Genomic DNA, 21,475 nt, shown 5'->3' with positions numbered 1-21,475 from the left:
AAAAGTTCTATATTTGAAACTAAAACAACCCAACAATAGATTTTTATTCACAAAACATAACCTACAACCTAAAACCTACAACCTAAAACCAAAAACCTAAAACCAAAAATCTAAAACCTAAAACCTAAAACCTACAACCTACAACCTACAACCTAAAAACTACAACCTAAACTATGGATGCAACCGACAAAAAGCTACTACAACTTTTGCAAAACGATACTAAAAAAACCACCAAAGAACTTTCTTTGAAATTGAACTTATCGGTCACCGCTGTATATGAACGCATCAAAAAATTAGAGCGCGATGGTATTATTGATAAATATGTAGCCTTACTCGATAGGAATAAAATCAATAAAGGTTTTGTGGTTTTTTGTCATTTAAAATTGTTGCAACACACCAAAGAATTCATCAATCAATTTGAAAAAGAAGTAGTACAATTAAACGAAGTTTTAGAATGTTTTCACGTTAGTGGTGATTATGATTACATTTTAAAAATATGTGTGAAAGATATGGAAGAATACCGCGAGTTTATGGTAACAAAACTTACAACACTGCAGCATATTGGCAGTACACACAGTACCTTTATGATTGGTGAAGTAAAAAATACAACAGTTTTTAATGTATAACAAATAGCAAAAGTTTTCAGTAATTATTTCTGTTTTGCGCTTACAATAAAGAAGTTTATGAACTTGCAATCAAATTTGTACAAATCATCATATTGTCTGAAATTAATCAATTTAAAATGGATTTTACACAACCAGAAAAGCTAAGCATAAAAAGTTGATTTTTGATATTGAATCTTGATAATGATTTTTGATATAGAATTTTGATATTGAATTTTGATATTGAATTTTGATATTGAATTTTGATATTGAATTTTGATATTGAATTTTGATATTGAATTTTGATATTGAATTTTGATAATGATTTTTGATATTGATTTTGCAATTTAATTTGTAAATTTGTGCAACTTTTATATTAAACACACAAAAACATACAATATGAGTTCATTTGACGTAGTCATTATAGGTTCAGGTCCAGGCGGATATGTTTCGGCAATTCGTTGTGCGCAATTAGGTTTCAAAACTGCTATCGTAGAAAAATATAGCACTTTAGGAGGAACGTGTCTAAACGTAGGTTGTATTCCATCAAAAGCACTTTTAGCATCATCACATCATTATGAAGAATTACAACATTTTGCCGATCACGGTATTGAAGTTTCGGGCGAGGTGAAAGTAAATCTTGAAAAAATGATTGCGCGTAAACAAGCGGTTGTTGACCAAACCTCAGGTGGCGTTAAGTTTTTAATGGACAAAAATAAAATTACCGTTTTAGAAGGTTTAGGTTCGTTTGAAGATGCAACACACGTTAAAGTAACCAAAGCTGATGGTTCATCAGAAGTGGTTGAAGCTAAAAATATAATCATTGCAACAGGTTCAAAACCATCGTCTTTACCTTTTATAAAATTAGATAAAGAACGCATTATTACATCAACAGAAGCCTTAAAATTACCAGAAGTTCCTAAACATTTAGTAATCATTGGTGGTGGTGTTATCGGAATTGAATTAGGACAAGTTTACTTAAGACTTGGCGCAGAAGTATCGGTAGTAGAATTTATGGACAGAATCATTCCAGGAATGGATGCTGCTTTGTCTAAAGAATTGACCAAAGTGTTGAAAAAACAAGGAATGAAATTTTACACTTCTCACAAAGTACAATCTGTAGAACGCAATGGTGCAGCTGTAACGGTAAAAGCTGAAAATACTAAAGGTGAAATCATAACTCTTGAAGGTGATTACTCTTTGGTTTCAGTAGGTCGTCGTCCTTATACCGATGGATTAAATGCCGAAAAAGCCGGAGTGAAACTTACCGATAGAGGACAAGTGGAAGTGAACGATCATTTACAAACAAATGTTTCGAATATTTATGCTATTGGTGATGTAGTTCGTGGCGCAATGTTAGCTCATAAAGCCGAAGAAGAAGGAGTTATGGTAGCTGAAATTTTAGCAGGACAAAAACCTCATATTGATTATAATTTAATTCCAGGTGTGGTGTATACTTGGCCAGAAGTCGCTGCTGTAGGAAAAACCGAAGAGCAATTAAAAGCTGATGGAGTTGCCTATAAAGCCGGAAGTTTTCCGTTCAAAGCTTTGGGTAGAGCAAGAGCTGGTGGCGATACCGATGGTTTTGTAAAAATCTTAGCCGATGCTAAAACCGACGAAGTTTTAGGCGTGCACATGATTGGTGCAAGATGTGCTGATTTAATAGCAGAAGCTGTAACCGCAATGGAATTTAGAGCTTCAGCTGAGGATATTTCTAGAATGTCACACGCGCATCCAACGTTTGCAGAAGCCATAAAAGAAGCGGCATTGGCTGCAACTGATAATAGAGCTTTACACGTATAACTAACTTACAATAAAGTTAGTATCCATAAAAATTTAAAAAATAAATTAGTCCAATAAATTTCGTAATTTATTGGACTAATTTATTTTTAATTCCAATGAAATAAAGGCTGTGCGATGCTAGTGAAAATATTGTTTTGAGAATCGTAAGTCAAAGAAATTTTTTATGCTACTTTATTTATGAATCAAATATTGACGTTGCAAAAGACTTTTTCTACACTAATCCAAATGAGTATACCATTGTTGGAGAAACTCAAAGTGCTGATATCGATGTAAGCCTCAATAAAGGTCAAAACGATTTGTGGCTTGTTAATTTGAAATAGACTAGGAGCGTTTTTCTTTTTATTGTAGTAAAAACATTACAATACTTTATTAACAATTATTAGATTACTTTTTAGTATTCCATTCTTTTTCAAAATGCTCAATATATTTGATGTATTGCGAATCGGGTGATGCATTTTCCTTGATGATGGCTTTCCATTCTTCAAATTTGTCTTTACTTTTTTGAATGTAATAATAATTGATCATATTGATGGCCATTTCGTTTTTTAACTCTTTGTCAGTAGCTATAGTTACGCCTCTTTTATAAATAGCTTCTGCCTCAACTAGCTTGTGTAGATTTAAGTAAGCATAACCAAATTCTTTATACAATAAAGCATTTTTAGGATCAAAGGTTGTAGCAGCATTTAGTATTTCAATAGCTTTTTCATATTGACCTAAGGCATTGTAAGCATAACCTAATTCATATTCTAATCCTTTGTGATGTGGTGTTTTTTTGTAGGCTTTTAACAAAAATTCAAGTGCTTTTTTGTTACCTCCAACTTTGTTGAGTTGTTGCCCAATTTTAGTTAATGATTCGGCATCATCGATAGGTTTTTTGTAGTTTTTTAACCATAGCGGCACACCTGGAACACCTAGTTCTTTTAATTGAACTGCAGTCAATACGGCAACATTACTTGTAGTATTACTTAATCGTTTACTTATAGTATTAAAGGGTACTTTCACACTACTAACCAACTTGCCTAACTCATCGATGTGAAAGGTGCCTTCTTGGTTGAAGGTAAAGCCAGCTTGCATATCTAAATATAGAAATCCATAGACATAACTGGTGTCGGCTTGGCTTTTAGGAAAAACAACCCATTTATAAATGGCATCATAGTAAATGGTTTCAAACTTAAACGTAGTAGTTTTTGGTACAATAGTTTGCGCGCTACTATTAGATAAAATGTTAAATGTTATAAAAAGTAAAACTAGTTTTTTCATTAAGGCAATTAATTTTATCAAAAATACATAAAAAAAGCAGTTCGTAAATTGCTTTGCTCCATCTTTATTTTTAAAAATTATTATTCAAAAGGATGGTAAAAATTCAAAATACTACCTACTTTAAGCAAATAACAGTTACTTAGTTAGCAAGTTTTTCTTTCAAATTTGATTCATTTGATAAAGAATAAAAAAGGAAAGTTTATAGTATTTTCAGAAATTATTTTATCGTAATTTTGAAAAAAAATAAATTCCCATTGAGAACTATTGTTGCAAAAACTATTGAAAATCCTGTTGAATTAAAACAAAAGCTGTTGCTTTGGAGCCAACAATTTAGAGAAGTAGTTTTTTTAGATTCTAATGATTATCAACAGCGGTATTCTAGTTATGATTGCGTTGTTGCCGTTGATGCGCTAACTTCTATAAAAACCGATGTCAAAAATGCTTTTGAAGATTTGCATCAGTATCAAAGTCAAGCCAACGATTGGTTGTTTGGTTATTTGTCTTACGATTTGAAAAATGATTGCGAAGAGTTGCGTTCCAATAATTATGATGGTTTGGAGTTTCCCGATTTGTTTTTCTTTCAACCTAAAAAGCTCTTTTTATTGAAAGATAATCAATTAGAAATCCACTATTTATTGATGTGTGATGATGAAATTGAATCCGATTTGGAGGAAATTAATTCCAGTTATAGCACAGATTTTACAACAACGGTTCAAGAATTTGAGATCAAACAACGTATTTCGAAAGCAGACTACCTTTCTAAAGTTGGTAAAATGTTAGAGCACATCCAACGTGGTGATATTTATGAAGCCAATTTTTGTATGGAATTTTATGCTGAGGATGCACGGCTAAATCCATTAAAACTTTATACCGATTTGAATGCTATCTCGGAGCCACCTTTTGCAGTTTATTTTAAAAATAATACAAATTATCTGGTTTGTGCTTCACCAGAACGTTATTTGAAAAAAGAAGGCACTAAAGTACTTTCCCAACCCATAAAAGGAACCGCAAGACGAAGTTCTGACTTAGAACTCGATGAGCAACTCAAAGTAACGTTATCTCAAAACGAAAAAGAACGCTCTGAAAACATTATGATTGTTGATTTGGTTCGCAATGATTTATCACGAACAGCGACCAAAGGATCGGTTCAAGTAGATGAATTGTGCGGCGTTTATACTTTTAAACAAGTGCACCAAATGATATCTACCATAGTTTCAGAGGTTGAAAATACTACATCACCAATTGCTATTATCCAAACAACTTTTCCGATGGGCAGTATGACTGGCGCGCCAAAAATTGCGGCAATGACCATCATTGAAGCTTTAGAGGAAACCAAACGTGGCTTGTATAGTGGTGCTGTTGGTTATTTCAAACCCAATGGCGATTTTGATTTTAACGTAGTAATTCGAAGTATTTTGTATAATTCTAAAACAAATTATGTTTCGTTTTCTGTAGGAAGCGCGATTACCTCCAAAGCGGTTCCTGAAAATGAGTATGAAGAATGTTTGTTAAAAGCTAATGCAATGTTAGTTACTTTACAAAATAATTAATTTTTTATCGTTAACTTAGCCCAATATTAATATCGAAAATTTATATTATGAGATCATTTAAAAACATAGTAGCCGTTGCAATATTCCTTTTTTCTACCCAGTTTTTTGCACAAACATCACCTTCATACTATGCCGTTCTGGTAAAAGCAAAATGGTGTTCGACTTGTATAAAAAATGAAGATCGAGTAGTAAGTGAAGTGCTTTCTAGATTAGATAAAAATGTCTTTTCGGTGATAACAAATGATTTAACCAATAAGCAAACCAAAGCGGCATCGGCTGAAATTCTCAGAGCCAATAATTTAGATTACGTAAATCTAAGGTCAACCGGTATTTTGTTTTTAGTGGATGCTAGAACAAAAAAAATAGTGGAATCGGTAGTGATTTCAAAAACTTCAGAAGACATAGCCAAAACTATTGAACGCGTCGCAACACAATAAATTCGAAATAAAAGTTTGATGCTTCTCGTCAAACTTTTATTATTACTACTTTAGCGTTTTATTCAAAAAAATGCTCGACTTATTTCAAAACCATTTACAAGACGAACTTCCTTTTCTAAAAGAAAAGCGTTTGTTAGTAGCCGTTAGTGGCGGAATTGACAGTATGGTTTTGTTGCATTTATTATATCAATTAAAGTATTCCATTGAAGTTGCCCATTGTAATTTTCAACTTCGTGGCGCAGAGAGCGATGGTGATGAAGCTTTTGTTCGTAAAGTATGCAGTGAGTTAAAAGTGCCATTTCATTTGCAACAATTTGATACCAAAAAAATAGCCGAATCAAGCAAACAATCCATTCAATTGACGGCTAGAAAATTACGATACGATTGGTTTTATGAAGTGCTAGAAAAAGAACAATGCGATTATATTCTGACTGCACATCATTTAGACGACAGTCTAGAAACCTTTTTTATCAACCTTAGTCGTGGAACAGGATTAGAAGGCTTAACCGGAATTCCGATGCAAAATGACAAGATTATTCGACCCTTATTAGGTTTTGCTCGAAATGCGCTAATGGATTATGCAGAAAAGAATGCCATTCAATGGAGAGAAGATTCTAGCAATGCGTCTGATAAATATTTGCGCAATAAACTTCGTCACGATGTTATTCCGATATTAAAAGAACTGAATCCGAATTTTTTAGAGTCTTTTTTAAAAACCCAAAATTATCTAAAAGAAGCACAATCTATCGTTACTGATGGAAAAAATTTGGTTTATAAAGAGGTTGTTAGCGAACAAACTGATGGTTCGTTGTCGATTGATTGTAAACTATTGATCAAGCATTCTAATTATGCTGCTTATTTGTATCAATGGCTTAAAGAATATGGTTTTACTGCCTGGAATGACATTGCAGATTTAGTGTACGCTCAATCCGGAAAACAAGTGTTTAGTGCGACGCATATTCTGTTAAAAGATAGAGATCGTTTGATTTTATCATCAATTAAAGAAAGCTTGCACAAAGAAGTTTTTGCAATAGAAAAAAATAGTTCCCAAGTTAATATTCCCTTAAAATTTGAGTTTTGTAACCTAAGTGACATTTCTGATTCAGATTCTAATAGTATCTTTGTCGATGAAGATTTGTTACAATTTCCGTTACAATTGAGAAAATGGGAGGAAGGCGATGTTTTTCATCCGTTGGGAATGCAAGGAACGAAGAAGGTCAGCAAATATTTTAAAGACGAAAAGCTCTCTTTAATTGATAAATCAAATAAGTGGCTTTTGTGTTCTGATAATCAAATTATTTGGATTGTTGGAATGCGTCAAGACAATAGATTTAAAGTAACTACTAACACTACTAGAATAGTAAAAATAACGGTTCAATAATGAAGAAATTCTTTTATACATTGCTAGCATTTTTGGTTTTAACCCAAGTAAATGCACAAGTTAAAAATCCGGTAAAATTTTCGACCAAAACCGAGAAAGTTTCGGATAATGAATTCAATTTAATTGTGACAGGAGTCATTGAAGAAGGATGGCACGTGTATTCGCAATTCACGCCAAACGATGGTCCGCTACCCATTGTTTTGAATTTTAAAGATCAAAAAGGAAATTATGAATTGGTAGGAAAGGCAAAAGAAAGTCCTTATAAAAAAGCTTTTAATGAAGTTTTTGAAGTAGATGAGTACTATTTTGAAAACAAATTAACGGTTACCCAAAAAGTAAAAGTTACCAATCCGAAAGTTAAAAAGATTAAATTAAACTTTGATTATCAAGTTTGTAAAGAAGCTTGTATAAATGATTCAAAAGATTTTACTTTTGAAATTCCTGAAATCAAAATTCCAGAAACTAGTACAGAAACTGTTGTAATCCAAGACTCAACTAAGGTTGACAGCACTCAAATCGCAGCACCTACTGAAACACCGAAAGCCGCGCAAGCAACAACAGAGGCCGCACCGCAAGATAAAAAAGAAGATAAAAGTTTATGGACGATTTTCTTGTTGTCCTTTTTAGGAGGATTTGCTGCCTTATTGATGCCTTGTATCTTTCCTATGATTCCGATGACGGTAAGTTTTTTTACTAAGCAAAGTAAATCTAAAGCCGAAGGAATAAGAAATGCAGTTATCTACGGAATTTCAATTATTGCTATTTATGTGTTATTAGGTTCGATTATCACCACAATCTTTGGTGCAGAAGCTTTGAATGAATTATCTACTAGTGTGTGGTTTAATTTGATTTTCTTTGCCATGCTAGTGTTTTTTGCCTTGTCTTTCTTAGGTGCATTCGAAATTATGTTACCAAGTTCGTGGGCGACAAAATTAGATTCTCAAGCCGACAAAGGCGGTGTTATCGGAATTATTTTTATGGCCTTAGCCTTAGCTGTAGTTTCTTTTTCTTGCACAGGACCAATTGTTGGAACCTTATTAGTAGAATCAGCTTCAAAAGGCGGAATTGCGCCAGTTGTCGGAATGTTTGGTTTTTCGCTTGCCATTGCATTGCCTTTTATGTTGTTCGCAATGTTTCCGGGTTGGTTAAATTCTTTGCCTAAATCTGGTGGCTGGTTGAATACCGTTAAAGTTTCACTTGGATTTTTAGAATTGGCTTTTGCGTTTAAATTTTTATCAAATGCTGATTTAGTATTGCAAAAACATTTGTTAGAACGTGAATTATTTATAGCTATTTGGATTGCAATTTTTGGAGCTTGGGCATTATATTTATTCGGAAGATATATGTTGCCGCACGATTATGAAAAAGCTGATAAAATTGGAGTAGGAAGGTTAGTGATGGCAATTTTAGTGACCAGTTTTACTTTTTATATGATACCAGGATTATGGGGTGCGCCTTTGAAAATTTTAAGTGGTTTAACACCGCCAAGCACTTACTCTGAGAGTCCAAGTGGATTTGGAAATACTGTTGCGAGCGCAGAAGCTTTGCCCGAACACGCTCATTCTGGTCCAAACGGCATAATTGCTTTTGACGACTACAAATATGGTTTGGAGTATGCCAAGAAAGTTAATAAACCTGTTTTATTAGATTTTACAGGCGATGCTTGTGCGAATTGCAGAAAAATGGAAGACAACGTATGGTCTAAACCTGAGGTTTTATCAATATTAAAAAATGATGTGGTTTTAATTTCACTTTATTGTGATAGAAAGATAGAACTTCCAAAGGCAGAACAATATGTATCAAAAACCACAGGAAAAGAAGTGGTAACCATTGGTAATAAATGGACGGATTTTCAAATAACTAGATATAAAAGTAATTCACAGCCTTTGTACATTATTTTAGATACAGATGGTAAGGATTTGAACAAACCTATTGCTTTTACCTTTGATGCTAATGATTATAAAAAGTGGCTAGAAGACGGAATATCCAAATTTAAAAAGTAAAAAAAAAATCCCATCAAACGATGGGATTTTTTTAATCAGTAGTTTCAAGTGTAAATATTTCTTCTACAGGTTTATCAAAATAACGTGCTAGTTTTAAAGCCAAAACTGTTGAAGGTACATATTTTCCTTTTTCCATTGCGTTAATCGTTTGACGACTTACCTCAATTTGCTTAGCTAAATCTTCTTGCGAAATATTCTTAATAGCTCGCAGCACTTTTAAATTATTCGTCATTTGCTGCAGCTTTATTTAATTGATATAGCTTAAAATGAAATCTTATAATAAAGAATAGTAGCAAAGTAAACATATTATAAAACAATACATTCAAATAGGGCATTCCAAAAATAAAAACCGTGAAAAATAAGATCAATCCATAATTTAAATAGGTTGCCCAAACCAGACTTTCATATCTTATTTTAGCAATGTACTCATCCTCGTTTTTCAATTTTGAAAACCCAATAAACAACCCACCAACAATCATCGCAATAGTTAGGAGTTCATCTGTTATGCTATTTTCTATTAGACTAAAGAAACCAGATTTTTGACCAATTGTTTCCTGATAAATGGCAAATGTTGTAACGTTTAAATACGAATCTGCATCGCCGTTAATAATCGAAAATACCACCGTTAGAATTAGGGCAGGAATAAACAACAACCATCCAATTTTTTTAAAGGAATTGGGTAATAAAAAATGTGTTTTCATACTTTTTGATTTAAAGTTGAAACAAATGTAAAGTATATTTTACATTTAGACAAATTTATTTTACAAAAAGTATGAAATATTTTACTTTTTAATTTTGATTGTATTTCGCTTTATAGATTTTATTAAGGTTACTTTGATGATTTTCTAAATCAATTAATCTTCCTTGGATGAATGTTTCTTTAATTTTATTGGTGCGCATATCTAAAGCATCACCTTGTGAGATGAATAAAGTAGCATCCTTTCCTTCTTCTAGTGTACCACAGAAAGTATCAATTCCTAGTATTTTAGCCGTATTCGAAGTAATTAGTTGTAATGCAATTTCTTTATCAAGTCCGTAGGCAGCACAAGTTCCAGCTAAGAATGGTAGGTTTCTTATATTCATACGTTCCATTTCACCACTATTTTCTAAACCCACTAGAATTCCTTTATCGGTTAGGATTTTAGCCATTTTGAACGGTAAATCATAGTCTTGATCATCATTCAACGGCATATCGTGCACACGTCGTAACAAAACTGGAATGGCATTTTTTTGTAAAAGAGACGCAACTTTATAAGCTTCAAATCCACCAACGATTACGATTTTTGCGATGCCGTTTTCCTTGAATACAGTAATGGCATCAATAATTTGTTTTTCATTATTAGCGTGCACATAAAGTGTTTGTTGGCCTTCAAGCAATCCTTTCATAGCTTCAAGCACTAGATTTCGTTCTTTTGGAGTAGTGCTGTTATACGATTTCGCTGCGTTGATAAAAGAGGTTATTTCTTCAATTTGTTTTACATAGTCTTTATTTACCTCAATTACTCCATTTTCAGCGCCACGTCCGGTTCTAAATGTATTTGGAAAATTCAAATGAATACCATCATTTTCTTTTATAACTGCATCTTTCCAAGTCCAAGCATCTAATTGAACAATAGATGAAGTTCCAGAAATTCTGCCGCCACGTGGAGTAATTTGTGCTGTTAGAATACCATTACTCACTACGGTTTCTGTAACTCTAGATTCCGAATTATAAGCCATCAAACTTTTCACATTCGGATTAAAATTTCCAATTTCATCTTCATCATCTGAAGCTTTTACAGCATCAATTTCAACCAAACCTAGTGTAGAATTAGGAGCAATAAATCCAGGATAAATGTGTTTTCCAGAAGCATCAATTTTTAGGTCATACGCGCTCATATCTATTCGGACCAATGTAGCATCGGCAACCAATTGTATTTTACCATCTTTAAAGCCGATTACGCTATTTTCAATAATTTTTCCGTTGCCTAAATGTGCCGTTCCGTTCATAATTAAAACGGATTTGGATTGTTTACCGGCTGCTTTTTTTTGTGCAAATGCGTTTGTTGTTAAACTTAAAACTAGCGCAATTATATATAAATTTTTCATTTTAGTTTTCTTCTAAAGTGTCACAGTGATATTCTTTCTTTTCTTTCTTTTTTGGTTCTTGAGTAATCATTCCCTTGTTTTTTTCTTCAAGTAATTGATTAATCAATTCGTTCTTCTCTTTCGAAACAGCGCTTCGTAGTAATGCATCTTTTTCGATATCAAAATAAACCACACCTTCAATAATTGTCTTTTCTGCTTTTGCATAAATTGATAAAGGATTAGCATTCCAAACCACCAAATCAGCATCTTTTCCTACTTTAATACTTCCAACTTTATCATCAATGTGAAGTAGTTTTGCAGGATTTAGTGTGACAAATTTCCAAGCTTCTTCTTCGGGAACATTCCCATATTTCACAGCTTTGGCTGCTTCTTGATTTAGCCTTCTTGACATCTCAGCATCATCTGAATTGTATGCTACTAAAACGCCAGCCTTGTGCATAATTGGTCCGTTATAAGGTATTGCATCGTTTACTTCAAACTTATAAGCCCACCAATCAGAGAAGGTTGACGCACCAACACCGTGTTCTTTCATTTTATCAGCAACTTTATAACCTTCTAAAATGTGAGTGAACGTATTCATTTTGAAATTGTATTTTTCAGCCACATTCATCATCATTAATATTTCAGATTGAACATAGGAATGACAAGTGATAAAACGTTCTTTATTAATGATTTCTGCTAAGGTTTGAAGTTCTAAATCTTTGCGTGGCGCTTTGGCATTTCTAGGGTTGGCTGTATATTTTTTCCAGGCATCGTCGTATTCTTTGGCGCGTTGAAAATAATCTGTAAAGACTTGTTCAACACCCATTCTAGTTTGCGGATAACGTGTTGCATTTTCGTTAGACCAATTAGATTGTTTTACGTTTTCGCCTAAAGCAAATTTGATAAACTTAGGTTGATTTTTGTATAACATTTCTTCTGGTGCGGAACCCCATTTCCATTTGACAATTGCTGATCTTCCACCAATTGGATTGGCCGAGCCGTGAAGCAATTGTGATGTTGTAACACCTCCAGCGATTTCTCTATAAATATTTACATCTTCCGAATTTACAACATCTTCAATTGTTACTTCAGCAGTTGAATTGTGTCCTGATTCATTCACACCTCTTGAAATGGCAATGTGAGAATGTTCGTCAATGATTCCTGCCGTAAGGTGTTTTCCTTTTGCATCAATAACTGTAGCGCTTGCATCAGACAAATTTTTTCCGATAGAAACAATCTTTCCGTTTTTAACTAAGACATCGGTTTCATTTAAAATACCCTCTTTTTCATTGGTCCAAACGGTCGCATTTTTAAATAAAAGGTTTTGTGATGTTAATTTTTGATTGTTACCAAAAGGAAGGTTAGGGTAGGTGACTGGCTGAATTTTAAATTGTTTTTCAGCTTCTTTTGGTTCCACTTTATTTACAAATGGAGCTGTTTTAACGGCATTCCATTCAACTTCAGAACCATCAAACAATACAGCTTTACCCGAAAGTTTTGAATTATTTTCTGCATATCCGGTAAGGCGATTAATTGAAGGGTTTAAAGTATCTTTAGATTTTAAGATCAGTGTAATCCAATTGTTAGTGTATGTAAACTTAGAACTTACTTTTTTATCGTCAGTGGTTTTGATATCTACTTTTGGGCTTGCCACTTTGCCTTCGATTTTCATTTTGTAATTTTCGTTGGCAATTGTCAAATCATAATCGCCGCGAATATCTTTGATGTTGGCATCATTAACAACATACTTTGCTCCTTGTACCCAATTTTCATAAAGGATGGTTTCTTCTTCAAAGACTTCACCCGAAGTAATGATAAAATTGGCATAGCTTCCTACATTCAAACTACCAATTTCATTGCTTTTACCTAGTAAAGCCGCTGGAATGGTAGTTAATGACTCTAATGCTTTGGTTTTATTAAAACCTAATTTGATGGCTCTTAAAAGATTGGTTTTAAAATCTTCAATTTTCTTTAATTTATCGGTTGTTAAAGCAAAAGTTATTCCGTTATCAGCTAAAACTTTAAGATTGGTTGGTGCTTGATTCCAGTAACGTAAATCATAAAGTTCCATTTGATTGGCTTGGTACGTATTAGATACATCATAAGCTTCTGGAAAATTTATTGGAATGATAAATTTGGCATTAGTTTTTTTGATTTCGTCGATGCGTTCAAATTCGTTTCCAAAACCTTTTAAGATGTAATTGATATTAAATTCAGCTCCAATTTTGGCAGCGCGTAAACTGTTTAATTTATCATCAGCGGCAAAAATTTGTACGAGCTTTTCATTTTTTGCTAAAGCTTCTAATGACAAATCAATAGTTTCTGAATTTCCTTTTTTGTACCAATCTAAATCATAATACATTTGACGTAACAACGCCATCATTCCCATTAACGAATTAGGATAAGCTTGTGCCGAACCCGAACTTCTTGTAAATCCAAAATGATTTGAAATGGTATTACTGATAATTTTAGCAGTATTTGGAGTGTTGTTAAGCGCTACTAAACTTCCTGTTCCACGAGCAATACCATCTTGATTGTGTGTTCCAAGAACGCCAAATCCAGATTTTAAAAATTCTTCGGCTTTCTTTTCATCATATTTAAATAATTCGTAGGCATTGATTTCTGGTCGAATGTGTTCGTTCCAATAATAACCTTTTCGTTTAGAATCATAAAGTTGACCACCTTCAAAACTACTAATTGCTTTTGGTTTTTCTACACCAAAGTTGGTGTACATATCAATAAACGAAGGATAGATGGATTTACCATCAAGGTTTATTGTCAAACAATTTTTAGGAATTGAAACGGAGTTTCCAACAGCAACAATTTTTCGATCTAAAATAAGGAGTGTTCCTTTTTCAATCACTTGGGTAGGTGTAATGTAAATTTTGGCATTGGTAAAAGCAGTATAGTTCGTGCTTTTGTTTTTTACATTTTCATTGATAGGAAAATAATCTTGTGCTGAGATTGTGGTAGTTATAAAACTAACTAAGAATAGAAATAGTATTTTCTTCATATTTGGTAAAGTATATTTGATAAAAGTAAAAAAACGTTTTAGTAATAAAAAACTTTTTTACGAAGTTTTTAAAGATTTAACAATAAGTATGATTGTTGGCTTTATGTTAAATTCTATTTATAATATACTCTAGAATGAAGTTTGGATTTGTCTACATTACATAGTTTTTGGAAAGATTTTTAGTGTTCCAAATAAAAAAACCATCATCTAAATTAATAGATGATGGTTTTTACTAGTAGTAAATACTATTTATTTTTTCAATAGAATTTTAAATTCTGTACCTATTTTTAATTCTGATACGACTTCAATTTTACCGCGCATTCTGTTGACTATTTTTTTTACGGTAGACAAACCTAGTCCTGTGCCATAATTTCCATAGCGATCTTTTACGTTCAAATTTTTAAATGATTCGTACATGTTATTGAAATTTTCAGGATTGATTCCGATGCCATTGTCAGATACCTTTATGATATAATGGTCTTGATCGGTACTAAAATCAATTTTTACAATGATATCCTCTTTATCGTTGTATTTTATTCCATTAGACACCAAGTTGATTAGTAGTTGCATCAATGCATATTTGCTAATCTTAATACTTTTAAACTCACTTGAAAAGTAAATGGCAACTTTTGGATCAACAGAAAGCATTGTTTTTAGTTCTTCTATCAATTCATAGATTACGATTTCTTCTTTTGATGAAAAATCTAAAGCGTCTATTTTATAAAAGTCAAGTATTCCATCAATATAAACTTTCAGTTGCAAAGAACATTCTTCAATTAGATTTAAATAGTCGATATCTTTATCTTTAAAAGCAATTTCTGAATTTTCTTTCATTAACCCGATTAATGAAATAATATTATTTAAAGGCGATTTTATATCGTGTGAAACAACACTAGCAAAATTTTCTAGCTCCGAGTATTTAAAAAATAAATGTTCATTATTGTCGGATAATGATTTGAATTTTTTTCGTAATTCAAATAATTTTGTAGTTTGTTCTGCTAAAATTTCTAATGACTTAATTTGTTTGTCCGATAGTGTTTTGTTAACATAATCAATCACACAAAGTGTACCTAGAATTGCACCTGATTCTTTATCTTTTAGCGGAACACCTGCATAGAAACCTTCCTCTTTTAATCCGTTTAACAATCCAACTTTTCTAAAATCTTCATTTTCCATTAACTTTTCTATAATGGTAGTTTCAGAAGATTTACCTATCGCTACTGAGCAAAAGGAAGATTCTCTCGAACTTTCGTTACTTTTTAGACCAATTTTAGATTTAAACCACTGACGGTAATTATCAACTATTGTAATTGTTGAAATTGGAGTATCACATAAGGTGGATGCTAAGAAAGTGATGTTATCAAATTCTTCCTCAGGATCGGTATCAAGAATATTGTATTGATTAAGAATTTCAATTCTTTTAGATTCATCAAGCATTGTAGTTTTTGTTTTAGAGTTGTTCGCTCATATACGAAAATACTTCATTTTTAGTTTTTATTTGAAAAAAAATCTCACATTTTATATTTTTTTTTATATTTGCATCAGTATAAGCCATTTAATAAAATTATAAGCCATGTTAGTAAAAGTCTTCGGGAGCGCCGTTTTTGGCGTTCAAGCTACAACAATAACTGTTGAAGTAAATATTGATAAAGGAGTTGGATATCATTTAGTCGGTTTGCCCGACAATGCCATTAAAGAAAGCAGTTATAGAATTGCTGCTGCACTCAAAAACAACGGTTATCAATTACCAGTAAAAAAAATCACTATTAATTTAGCGCCAGCCGATTTACGTAAGGAAGGTTCTGCTTATGATTTGACATTAGCGGTTGGAATTCTTGTAGCTTCTGGTCAGATAAAAGCTGATGATGTAGATAAATATGTCATTATGGGCGAATTGTCGCTCGATGGAGGTTTGCAGCCAATAAAAGGTGCATTATCTATTGCAATTCAAGCGCGAGAAGAAGGATTTAAAGGTTTTTTCCTCCCAAAACAAAATGCTAAAGAGGCGGCTGTAGTCGATGGATTAGATGTTTACGGAATAGAAAATGTAACAGAAATCATTAATTTTTTTGAAGGGAAAGGCACTTTAGAACCAACAATAATCAATACTAGAGAAGAATTTTATAAAGAATTGGATTTCCCCGAATTTGATTTTTCAGATGTAAAAGGACAAGAATCTATAAAACGCTGTATGGAAATTGCTGCAGCTGGAGGTCATAATATCATTTTAATTGGTCCACCAGGTTCAGGAAAAACAATGCTTGCCAAAAGATTACCAAGTATTTTACCACCAATGACTTTGAAAGAAGCTTTGGAAACAACCAAAATACATTCAGTTGCTGGAAAAATTAAAGATGCCGGTTTAATGAGTCAACGACCTTTTCGAGCGCCGCATCATACTGCTAGTTCAGTCTCTTTAGTTGGAGGCGGAAGTTATCCACAACCTGGTGAAATATCATTATCTCACAATGGTGTTTTGTTTTTGGATGAATTACCAGAGTTTAAAAGAGAAGTTTTAGAAGTAATGCGTCAACCGCTTGAAGATAGAGAAGTAACTATTTCTAGAGCAAAATTTACCATTACTTATCCTTCATCTTTTATGTTGGTGGCAAGTATGAATCCGAGTCCGAGTGGCTATTTTAATGATCCTGATTCACCTCAAACGTCTTCACCACACGAAATGCAACGCTATATGAGTAAAATCTCTGGACCACTTTTGGATAGAATTGATATTCATATAGAAGTAACGCCGGTGCCTTTTGATAAATTGACAGAAACCCGCAAAGCAGAAAGTAGTATTGAGATAAGAAAAAGAGTTACTGCTGCAAGAGAACTTCAAAGCAAACGATTTGAGGCATTTGATACTATTCATTATAATGCACAAATGAATTCAAAGCAAATTAGAGAATACTGTGCTTTAGATGAAGCGTCTTTGCAACTACTTAAAACGGCAATGGAGCGATTAAATCTTTCAGCAAGAGCCTTCGATAGAATCTTAAAAGTTGCCCGAACGATAGCCGATTTAGAACAATCAGAAAGTGTGGTTTCCAACCATATTGCAGAAGCTATTCAGTACAGAAGTTTGGATAGAGATGGTTGGTTGGGATGATTTTGAAAAAATCATCCTGAATTCCCTTTAGCTTCAGCTAGAAAATTAACATTTCAGTCTGTTTCAACACTAGAGTTTTATAATCAAATAAAAGAATTAATTAACCTATGATATAAAGAAAAAAAAATCATAAAAATAATATGTTAAGGTTCTAAATGACACATTTAATTGAATGCAACTGCATTAAAACCTCAACATATTTAAAATAATTTATACTTTATTATCAATGTTATTAGCTGAGTCGTTTATGCCATCAAGGAAATCAACGCAATCAACTAATTTATCTTTTACCTTATCAACTTTATTCACAACATTATCTATGCCTTCATCAATGTTTAGTAATTTATTGAACGAATCTTTTAATGTATCATCAATACTTATTAGTTTTTTATTTATTGAATTTAATAAACTAATCATTTTCTCAGCTTGATCTTCATTCATTGGATTTTATTTTTATAGTTAATTTTTTTTTGTAAGATTTTTTTAATAATAGCAATAAAAGATATTCAATCATCAAAATTAGAAATACTTTAATATCAATCTAAATGCTTGATATTTATTATGGTTATTTTTAAAAATAAATTTAATTATTATTTAAAATCATTCTAAATTATGTTTATTGTATATTATTACAACAAATAATTTTATTTTTGATAAAATATTTAAAAATAAAAAATGCTTTATACCGATTTATAAAGCATTTAGGATAAGTATCAATCAGCAATATTAAAGTATTCTGACAAACAAATTAATTAAGTTTATGTTTTTACTTAATTCTTACAAGAAGTTTATAACATCCTTGTGATTTGCAATGTCTTTTGCCCCTTATTGTAATACATTTTCTGTAAATGTATTCAAATCCGTCAGGTGCTTCATTGTGAATCATAATTTATTATTTTTAAGTTTAATAACAGTATTGTAACCTTTGCCGAGCTTACAATATTCAAAAAGTCAATGACCAAACAACATTCAATATCTAATCGGAGATACTGATAACAATCACCAAAATGAATCAACTAGCGTTGGTTCATTTTTTTATTTTACAAAGATTGTTAAATATAACTAAAAATGAAAGTCAAACTTATTCACAATCGGCGTTAGTTTTTAACAATCAGTAAGAAATTTAACACACATTTTTTTTGCTAAAATCCCTTTAAAATCAATACTTTGTATTTTTTAGATGTTTTTTTATTCACAATAAAAAGATCTAGAAAACCTCTATTTTATTAGATAATTTGACAAAATAATAAATCCATTTTACGAAACTTTTTCGTTGTGATTTTGAATTGTTTCGTTGTATAAAAAAACTATCCAAAACGCACCTAAAAAATGAATTTATTAATTCACCCATTTATCTCAATTCATTGCATTACAAAGGTAAAGAAACAATTACTTCACATACAAGTACAATTATACTTGAATTTGAAAAATAATTATTGTAAACAAAAAATCTAATTTCGATTAAAAGCAAAAATAATCGACAAATCAATAAATATTTGCATCATTTGGAAATGTACCACAACTACAAATGAAATCAAAGAAATTTAATAATGGTGTTTTAATTTAATACAAAGATAATTTTAAGGTTTCAATTATCGAAATTGATTAATTAATAGTTAATTATAGAAGTGTAACTATTGAGTATAGTTGTTTCCAACCATATTGCAGAAGCTATTCAGTACAGAAGTTTGGATAGAGATGGTTGGTTGGGATGATTTTTCGTTGTCTGTTGTCTGTTATCGGTTGTCGGTTGTCAGTTGTCGGTTGTCAGCTTTCAGTTAATAGGTGTTGGGTTTTTGATAGTGCGCTTTTTTTAATTAATAAATTTATAGTATCTCGCACCAAGTAGCAAAGGGTTTTCTTTTTCTATATAATCTAAAACATATTCGTTAGTAGGTTTTAAAACTGCTTCTTTGCGTTCTTTTTTGTGAAGTGCTATATACGTTCCGAAGTCGATTTCAGTGGAATTGTCTAAAGTTTCGAATAAGTTAGTTTTTTCGATAACCGATTTCCAAGCTTCTTGCACTTCGGCTTCAAATACTTTAGATTTAGAGCCACTTCCGTAGGCAATGAAACCAAATTTTTTGTTTGAAAGATTGGTGTTTTCTTGCAAATGGTAGCAAAGCGTAGATAGCATTCCTAAGAAAATAGAGCCAGTGTACATATTTCCAACTTGTCCTGATGCAATTTCTGAAGGGAAAATACTTTGGTTTACAAAATTTAGATAGTCTTCAGATTTTGCAATGGATTTAATATCATCGGTCAACTGATTTTCTTGCGCAAATATTTCAACAAATGTTCTTCTGGCTTGGAAGCAATAGGGTAAATGCATCAAAACATTCTCCCAATTTTGGTAAAGTTTCCCATTTTGATTGGAGACTTCTTTGTAATGATTATAGGCTTCAACTGTTCTATTTATGTAGCATTGGTTAGAATATTGTCCGTCGAAAACTGGTTGTTCTTTATAAAATGCGATTTCGTTCTCTAAAATACCAAACCATTCAGGGTTTTCGGTAGTGCTTAGAATTTCGTTTTTGGAGATATAACGTCTTGGTTTAAAGAAGTCAAAAACACCTTGAGCGGAAACACCAACTTCATTTGAAAAGGCTAAAACTCGTGGGTTTGCGGTGATAAGCATTGCAATGGCTCCAGCACCTTGAGTGTATTCACCAGTTGAATTTAAATCATATTTTGCATTGTCAGTTGCAACAACAATAGCTTTTTTGGTTGGATTTAATCTTATAAAATCGAGCGTAGTTTGTAAGGCATCAACAGCACCAATGCATGCAAAAGTCATATCTAAAGTATCGCAATAATTGAAAGAACCTTTACCAAGTTTTTGCTCTAAAAGCGCGGTAATGTAGGTTGCAATTGGCTTAGAAGAATCAACAGCACTCTCGGTACCAACATAGATTCTAGCAATATCTTTGGGATTGAGTTGTTCTTGTTGAATAAGTTTGTAGACTGAATTAGCAGCAAAAGTAACTACATCTTGATTGGTATCCGGAAAACTCATTTTGTTAAGTCCTAATCCTTTGATTAGTTTTTCAGGTTCAATATTTCTGTTTTCTGCAAGAACTTTTATGGGTAAATGTAATTTTGGTAAATCAAATGATATGCTGTCAATTCCTACTTTCATCGTGTCTATTTTTGAACAAATTTAGTATTTGAAAGCAAATTATTTCTTGAACAATCTTTAAATTTTAACAAATTTGTGCCGAATTATGAATGTGATAATTTTTAGTAGTGTTTATTTTATTTTTAACATTTTTACATCGGATACACGGGTTTTATTATGAAATTATATTTTTAAATTTTGTACAAAAAAAGAGCGATAGGATTATCGCTCTCTTATTTATTATTTAGTATAAAGTTATTTCAAACTGTAACCATATTTTGCAAATGTATCACCTTGTCCAACATCGCCAGTTTCAAAACCAAGTTTGAACCAATATTTTCTTTGTTCTGAAGTTCCGTGCGTGAAAGTATCCGGTTGCACTTGTCCTTGCATTTTACTTTGAATGGCGTCGTCACCAACAGCGTGGGCAGCGCTTAAAGCTTCATCAATATCGCCAGCTTCGAGATATTGTTTGTTGTAATGCGCCCAAACACCGGCATAAAAGTCGGCTTGTAATTCTAAACAAACTGATAATTTATTGGCTTCCGTTTGACTCATTCCTTGTTGCATTTGTCGCATTTTGGTTGAAGTTCCTGTGATGGTTTGAATGTGATGACCTACTTCGTGAGCTATTACATAAGCAATGGCAAAATCTCCGCCTTTTGCACCAAATCGTGTTTTTAATTCTTCAAAAAAACGCAAATCCATATATACTTTTTTATCTCCAGGACAATAAAATGGTCCAGAAGCAGCAGTAGCACCACCACAAGCCGTTTCAACAGCATCAGAAAAAAGAACCATTTTTGGTTGCTCGTATTGAAGGTTGTTTTCTTGGAAAATTTGTCCGAAAGTATCTTCTGTATAAGCAAAAACCGTTTTAGCAAAGTCACCAATTTCAACTTCTTCTGGAGTTAAAGCAACTTGTTTGCCTGTTTGTTGAGTTGTTTGCTGTGATTGATTTTGTTGAATTGTATCTAATAATGGAGCCGCTTCTGGAAAAAACATTTTCACAAGAAAAAACACAATTACTAATCCACCACCACCAGCTATTGCTTTTCCGCCACCTGACATTCCTCTTCTGTCTTCAACGTTATCACTTTGACGATTACCTCTCCATTTCATAATTTAA

The 21,475-nt window shown here is 32.3% G+C and carries 17 protein-coding genes; 8 read left to right on the top strand and 9 right to left on the bottom strand.

All coding sequences use genetic code 11. The features are described from left to right. Positions 1-173 precede the first annotated feature (173 nt). The 3 genes from Q0050_RS12245 to Q0050_RS12235 all read left to right on the top strand — a co-directional run bounded on the left by Q0050_RS12245 (position 174) and on the right by Q0050_RS12235 (position 2,725). On the top strand, positions 174-626 hold the full coding sequence (locus tag Q0050_RS12245; protein ID WP_298396171.1) for an Lrp/AsnC family transcriptional regulator: 453 nt from the start codon (positions 174-176) through the stop codon (positions 624-626). Positions 627-1,001: 375 nt separating this feature from the next. Continuing rightward, positions 1,002-2,405: a dihydrolipoyl dehydrogenase gene (lpdA, locus tag Q0050_RS12240; protein ID WP_298396168.1), complete on the top strand. Its 1,404-nt coding sequence runs from the start codon at positions 1,002-1,004 to the stop codon at positions 2,403-2,405. A gap of 134 nt (positions 2,406-2,539) precedes the next feature. Further along, on the top strand, positions 2,540-2,725 hold the full coding sequence (locus Q0050_RS12235) for a hypothetical protein (protein WP_298396166.1): 186 nt from the start codon (positions 2,540-2,542) through the stop codon (positions 2,723-2,725). Positions 2,726-2,789: 64 nt separating this feature from the next. On the opposite strand, the gene Q0050_RS12230 is transcribed toward Q0050_RS12235, so the two are convergent. After that, positions 2,790-3,665 (bottom strand): tetratricopeptide repeat protein, encoded by an 876-nt coding sequence (locus tag Q0050_RS12230; RefSeq protein WP_298396164.1) that lies wholly within the window; start codon positions 3,663-3,665, stop codon positions 2,790-2,792. A gap of 254 nt (positions 3,666-3,919) precedes the next feature. On the opposite strand from Q0050_RS12230, the gene Q0050_RS12225 reads away from it, so the two are divergent. The 4 genes from Q0050_RS12225 to Q0050_RS12210 all read left to right on the top strand — a co-directional run bounded on the left by Q0050_RS12225 (position 3,920) and on the right by Q0050_RS12210 (position 9,036). Next, positions 3,920-5,215, top strand: coding sequence for an anthranilate synthase component I family protein (locus tag Q0050_RS12225; RefSeq protein WP_298396161.1), 1,296 nt, complete (start codon positions 3,920-3,922; stop codon positions 5,213-5,215). A gap of 47 nt (positions 5,216-5,262) precedes the next feature. Next, positions 5,263-5,652, top strand: a complete 390-nt coding sequence (locus Q0050_RS12220) for a hypothetical protein (RefSeq protein ID WP_298396159.1) — start codon at positions 5,263-5,265, stop codon at positions 5,650-5,652. Positions 5,653-5,722: 70 nt separating this feature from the next. After that, positions 5,723-7,033 carry a tRNA lysidine(34) synthetase TilS gene (tilS, locus tag Q0050_RS12215; protein WP_298396156.1) on the top strand — a complete coding sequence of 437 codons (1,311 nt, stop codon included), beginning with the start codon at positions 5,723-5,725 and terminating at the stop codon, positions 7,031-7,033. Next, a complete protein-coding gene (locus tag Q0050_RS12210; protein ID WP_298396153.1) occupies positions 7,033-9,036 on the top strand; it encodes a cytochrome c biogenesis protein CcdA in 2,004 nt (667 codons plus the stop codon). Before tilS ends, Q0050_RS12210 begins: the two co-directional genes overlap by 1 nt. A gap of 31 nt (positions 9,037-9,067) precedes the next feature. Here the strand turns inward: Q0050_RS12210 and Q0050_RS12205 are convergent, their stop codons facing one another. From Q0050_RS12205 to Q0050_RS12185, 5 genes are all read right to left on the bottom strand, one after another. Then, complete coding sequence (locus Q0050_RS12205; protein WP_298396150.1) at positions 9,068-9,268, bottom strand: helix-turn-helix transcriptional regulator; 201 nt, start codon at positions 9,266-9,268, stop codon at positions 9,068-9,070. Further along, positions 9,258-9,737: a hypothetical protein gene (locus Q0050_RS12200; protein WP_298396147.1), complete on the bottom strand. Its 480-nt coding sequence runs from the start codon at positions 9,735-9,737 to the stop codon at positions 9,258-9,260. Before Q0050_RS12200 ends, Q0050_RS12205 begins: the two co-directional genes overlap by 11 nt. Before the next feature lie 88 nt (positions 9,738-9,825). Continuing rightward, entirely contained in the window at positions 9,826-11,124 is a 1,299-nt protein-coding gene (locus Q0050_RS12195) for an amidohydrolase family protein (protein WP_298396145.1), read from the bottom strand. Position 11,125: 1 nt separating this feature from the next. Beyond that, complete coding sequence (locus Q0050_RS12190; RefSeq protein ID WP_298396142.1) at positions 11,126-14,119, bottom strand: amidohydrolase family protein; 2,994 nt, start codon at positions 14,117-14,119, stop codon at positions 11,126-11,128. Between the two features lie 249 nt (positions 14,120-14,368). Beyond that, positions 14,369-15,556 (bottom strand): ATP-binding protein, encoded by a 1,188-nt coding sequence (locus Q0050_RS12185; protein WP_298396139.1) that lies wholly within the window; start codon positions 15,554-15,556, stop codon positions 14,369-14,371. Between the two features lie 136 nt (positions 15,557-15,692). Here Q0050_RS12185 and Q0050_RS12180 point away from each other — a divergent pair, with 136 nt between their 5' ends. Further along, positions 15,693-17,228 (top strand): YifB family Mg chelatase-like AAA ATPase, encoded by a 1,536-nt coding sequence (locus tag Q0050_RS12180; RefSeq protein ID WP_298396137.1) that lies wholly within the window; start codon positions 15,693-15,695, stop codon positions 17,226-17,228. A 210-nt stretch (positions 17,229-17,438) separates the two neighbouring features. Here the strand turns inward: Q0050_RS12180 and Q0050_RS12175 are convergent, their stop codons facing one another. The 3 genes from Q0050_RS12175 to Q0050_RS12165 all read right to left on the bottom strand — a co-directional run bounded on the left by Q0050_RS12175 (position 17,439) and on the right by Q0050_RS12165 (position 21,468). Further along, entirely contained in the window at positions 17,439-17,669 is a 231-nt protein-coding gene (locus Q0050_RS12175; protein ID WP_298396134.1) for a hypothetical protein, read from the bottom strand. 1,372 nt (positions 17,670-19,041) lie between these two features. After that, on the bottom strand, positions 19,042-20,367 hold the full coding sequence (locus Q0050_RS12170) for a hydroxymethylglutaryl-CoA synthase (RefSeq protein WP_298396130.1): 1,326 nt from the start codon (positions 20,365-20,367) through the stop codon (positions 19,042-19,044). Positions 20,368-20,601: 234 nt separating this feature from the next. Then, on the bottom strand, positions 20,602-21,468 hold the full coding sequence (locus Q0050_RS12165; RefSeq protein ID WP_298396127.1) for a neutral zinc metallopeptidase: 867 nt from the start codon (positions 21,466-21,468) through the stop codon (positions 20,602-20,604). Between the last annotated feature and the right edge of the window lie 7 nt (positions 21,469-21,475).

This window comes from Flavobacterium sp., assembly GCF_027483985.1.
GTDB lineage: Bacteria > Bacteroidota > Bacteroidia > Flavobacteriales > Flavobacteriaceae > Flavobacterium.
This window is presented reverse-complemented; position numbering and strand designations above follow the sequence as displayed.

Bases quoted from the DNA above. Each gene is read 5' to 3' on its own strand.
- Q0050_RS12245 (WP_298396171.1), top strand. From the start codon at position 174: ATGGATGCAACCGACAAAAAGCTACTACAACTTTTGCAAAACGATACT.
- lpdA (WP_298396168.1), top strand. From the start codon at position 1,002: ATGAGTTCATTTGACGTAGTCATTATAGGTTCAGGTCCAGGCGGATAT.
- Q0050_RS12230 (WP_298396164.1), bottom strand. From the start codon at position 3,665: ATGAAAAAACTAGTTTTACTTTTTATAACATTTAACATTTTATCTAAT.
- Q0050_RS12220 (WP_298396159.1), top strand. From the start codon at position 5,263: ATGAGATCATTTAAAAACATAGTAGCCGTTGCAATATTCCTTTTTTCT.
- tilS (WP_298396156.1), top strand. From the start codon at position 5,723: ATGCTCGACTTATTTCAAAACCATTTACAAGACGAACTTCCTTTTCTA.
- Q0050_RS12210 (WP_298396153.1), top strand. From the start codon at position 7,033: ATGAAGAAATTCTTTTATACATTGCTAGCATTTTTGGTTTTAACCCAA.
- Q0050_RS12205 (WP_298396150.1), bottom strand. From the start codon at position 9,268: ATGACGAATAATTTAAAAGTGCTGCGAGCTATTAAGAATATTTCGCAA.
- Q0050_RS12200 (WP_298396147.1), bottom strand. From the start codon at position 9,737: ATGAAAACACATTTTTTATTACCCAATTCCTTTAAAAAAATTGGATGG.
- Q0050_RS12195 (WP_298396145.1), bottom strand. From the start codon at position 11,124: ATGAAAAATTTATATATAATTGCGCTAGTTTTAAGTTTAACAACAAAC.
- Q0050_RS12190 (WP_298396142.1), bottom strand. From the start codon at position 14,119: ATGAAGAAAATACTATTTCTATTCTTAGTTAGTTTTATAACTACCACA.
- Q0050_RS12185 (WP_298396139.1), bottom strand. From the start codon at position 15,556: ATGCTTGATGAATCTAAAAGAATTGAAATTCTTAATCAATACAATATT.
- Q0050_RS12180 (WP_298396137.1), top strand. From the start codon at position 15,693: ATGTTAGTAAAAGTCTTCGGGAGCGCCGTTTTTGGCGTTCAAGCTACA.
- Q0050_RS12175 (WP_298396134.1), bottom strand. From the start codon at position 17,669: ATGAATGAAGATCAAGCTGAGAAAATGATTAGTTTATTAAATTCAATA.
- Q0050_RS12170 (WP_298396130.1), bottom strand. From the start codon at position 20,367: ATGAAAGTAGGAATTGACAGCATATCATTTGATTTACCAAAATTACAT.
- Q0050_RS12165 (WP_298396127.1), bottom strand. From the start codon at position 21,468: ATGAAATGGAGAGGTAATCGTCAAAGTGATAACGTTGAAGACAGAAGA.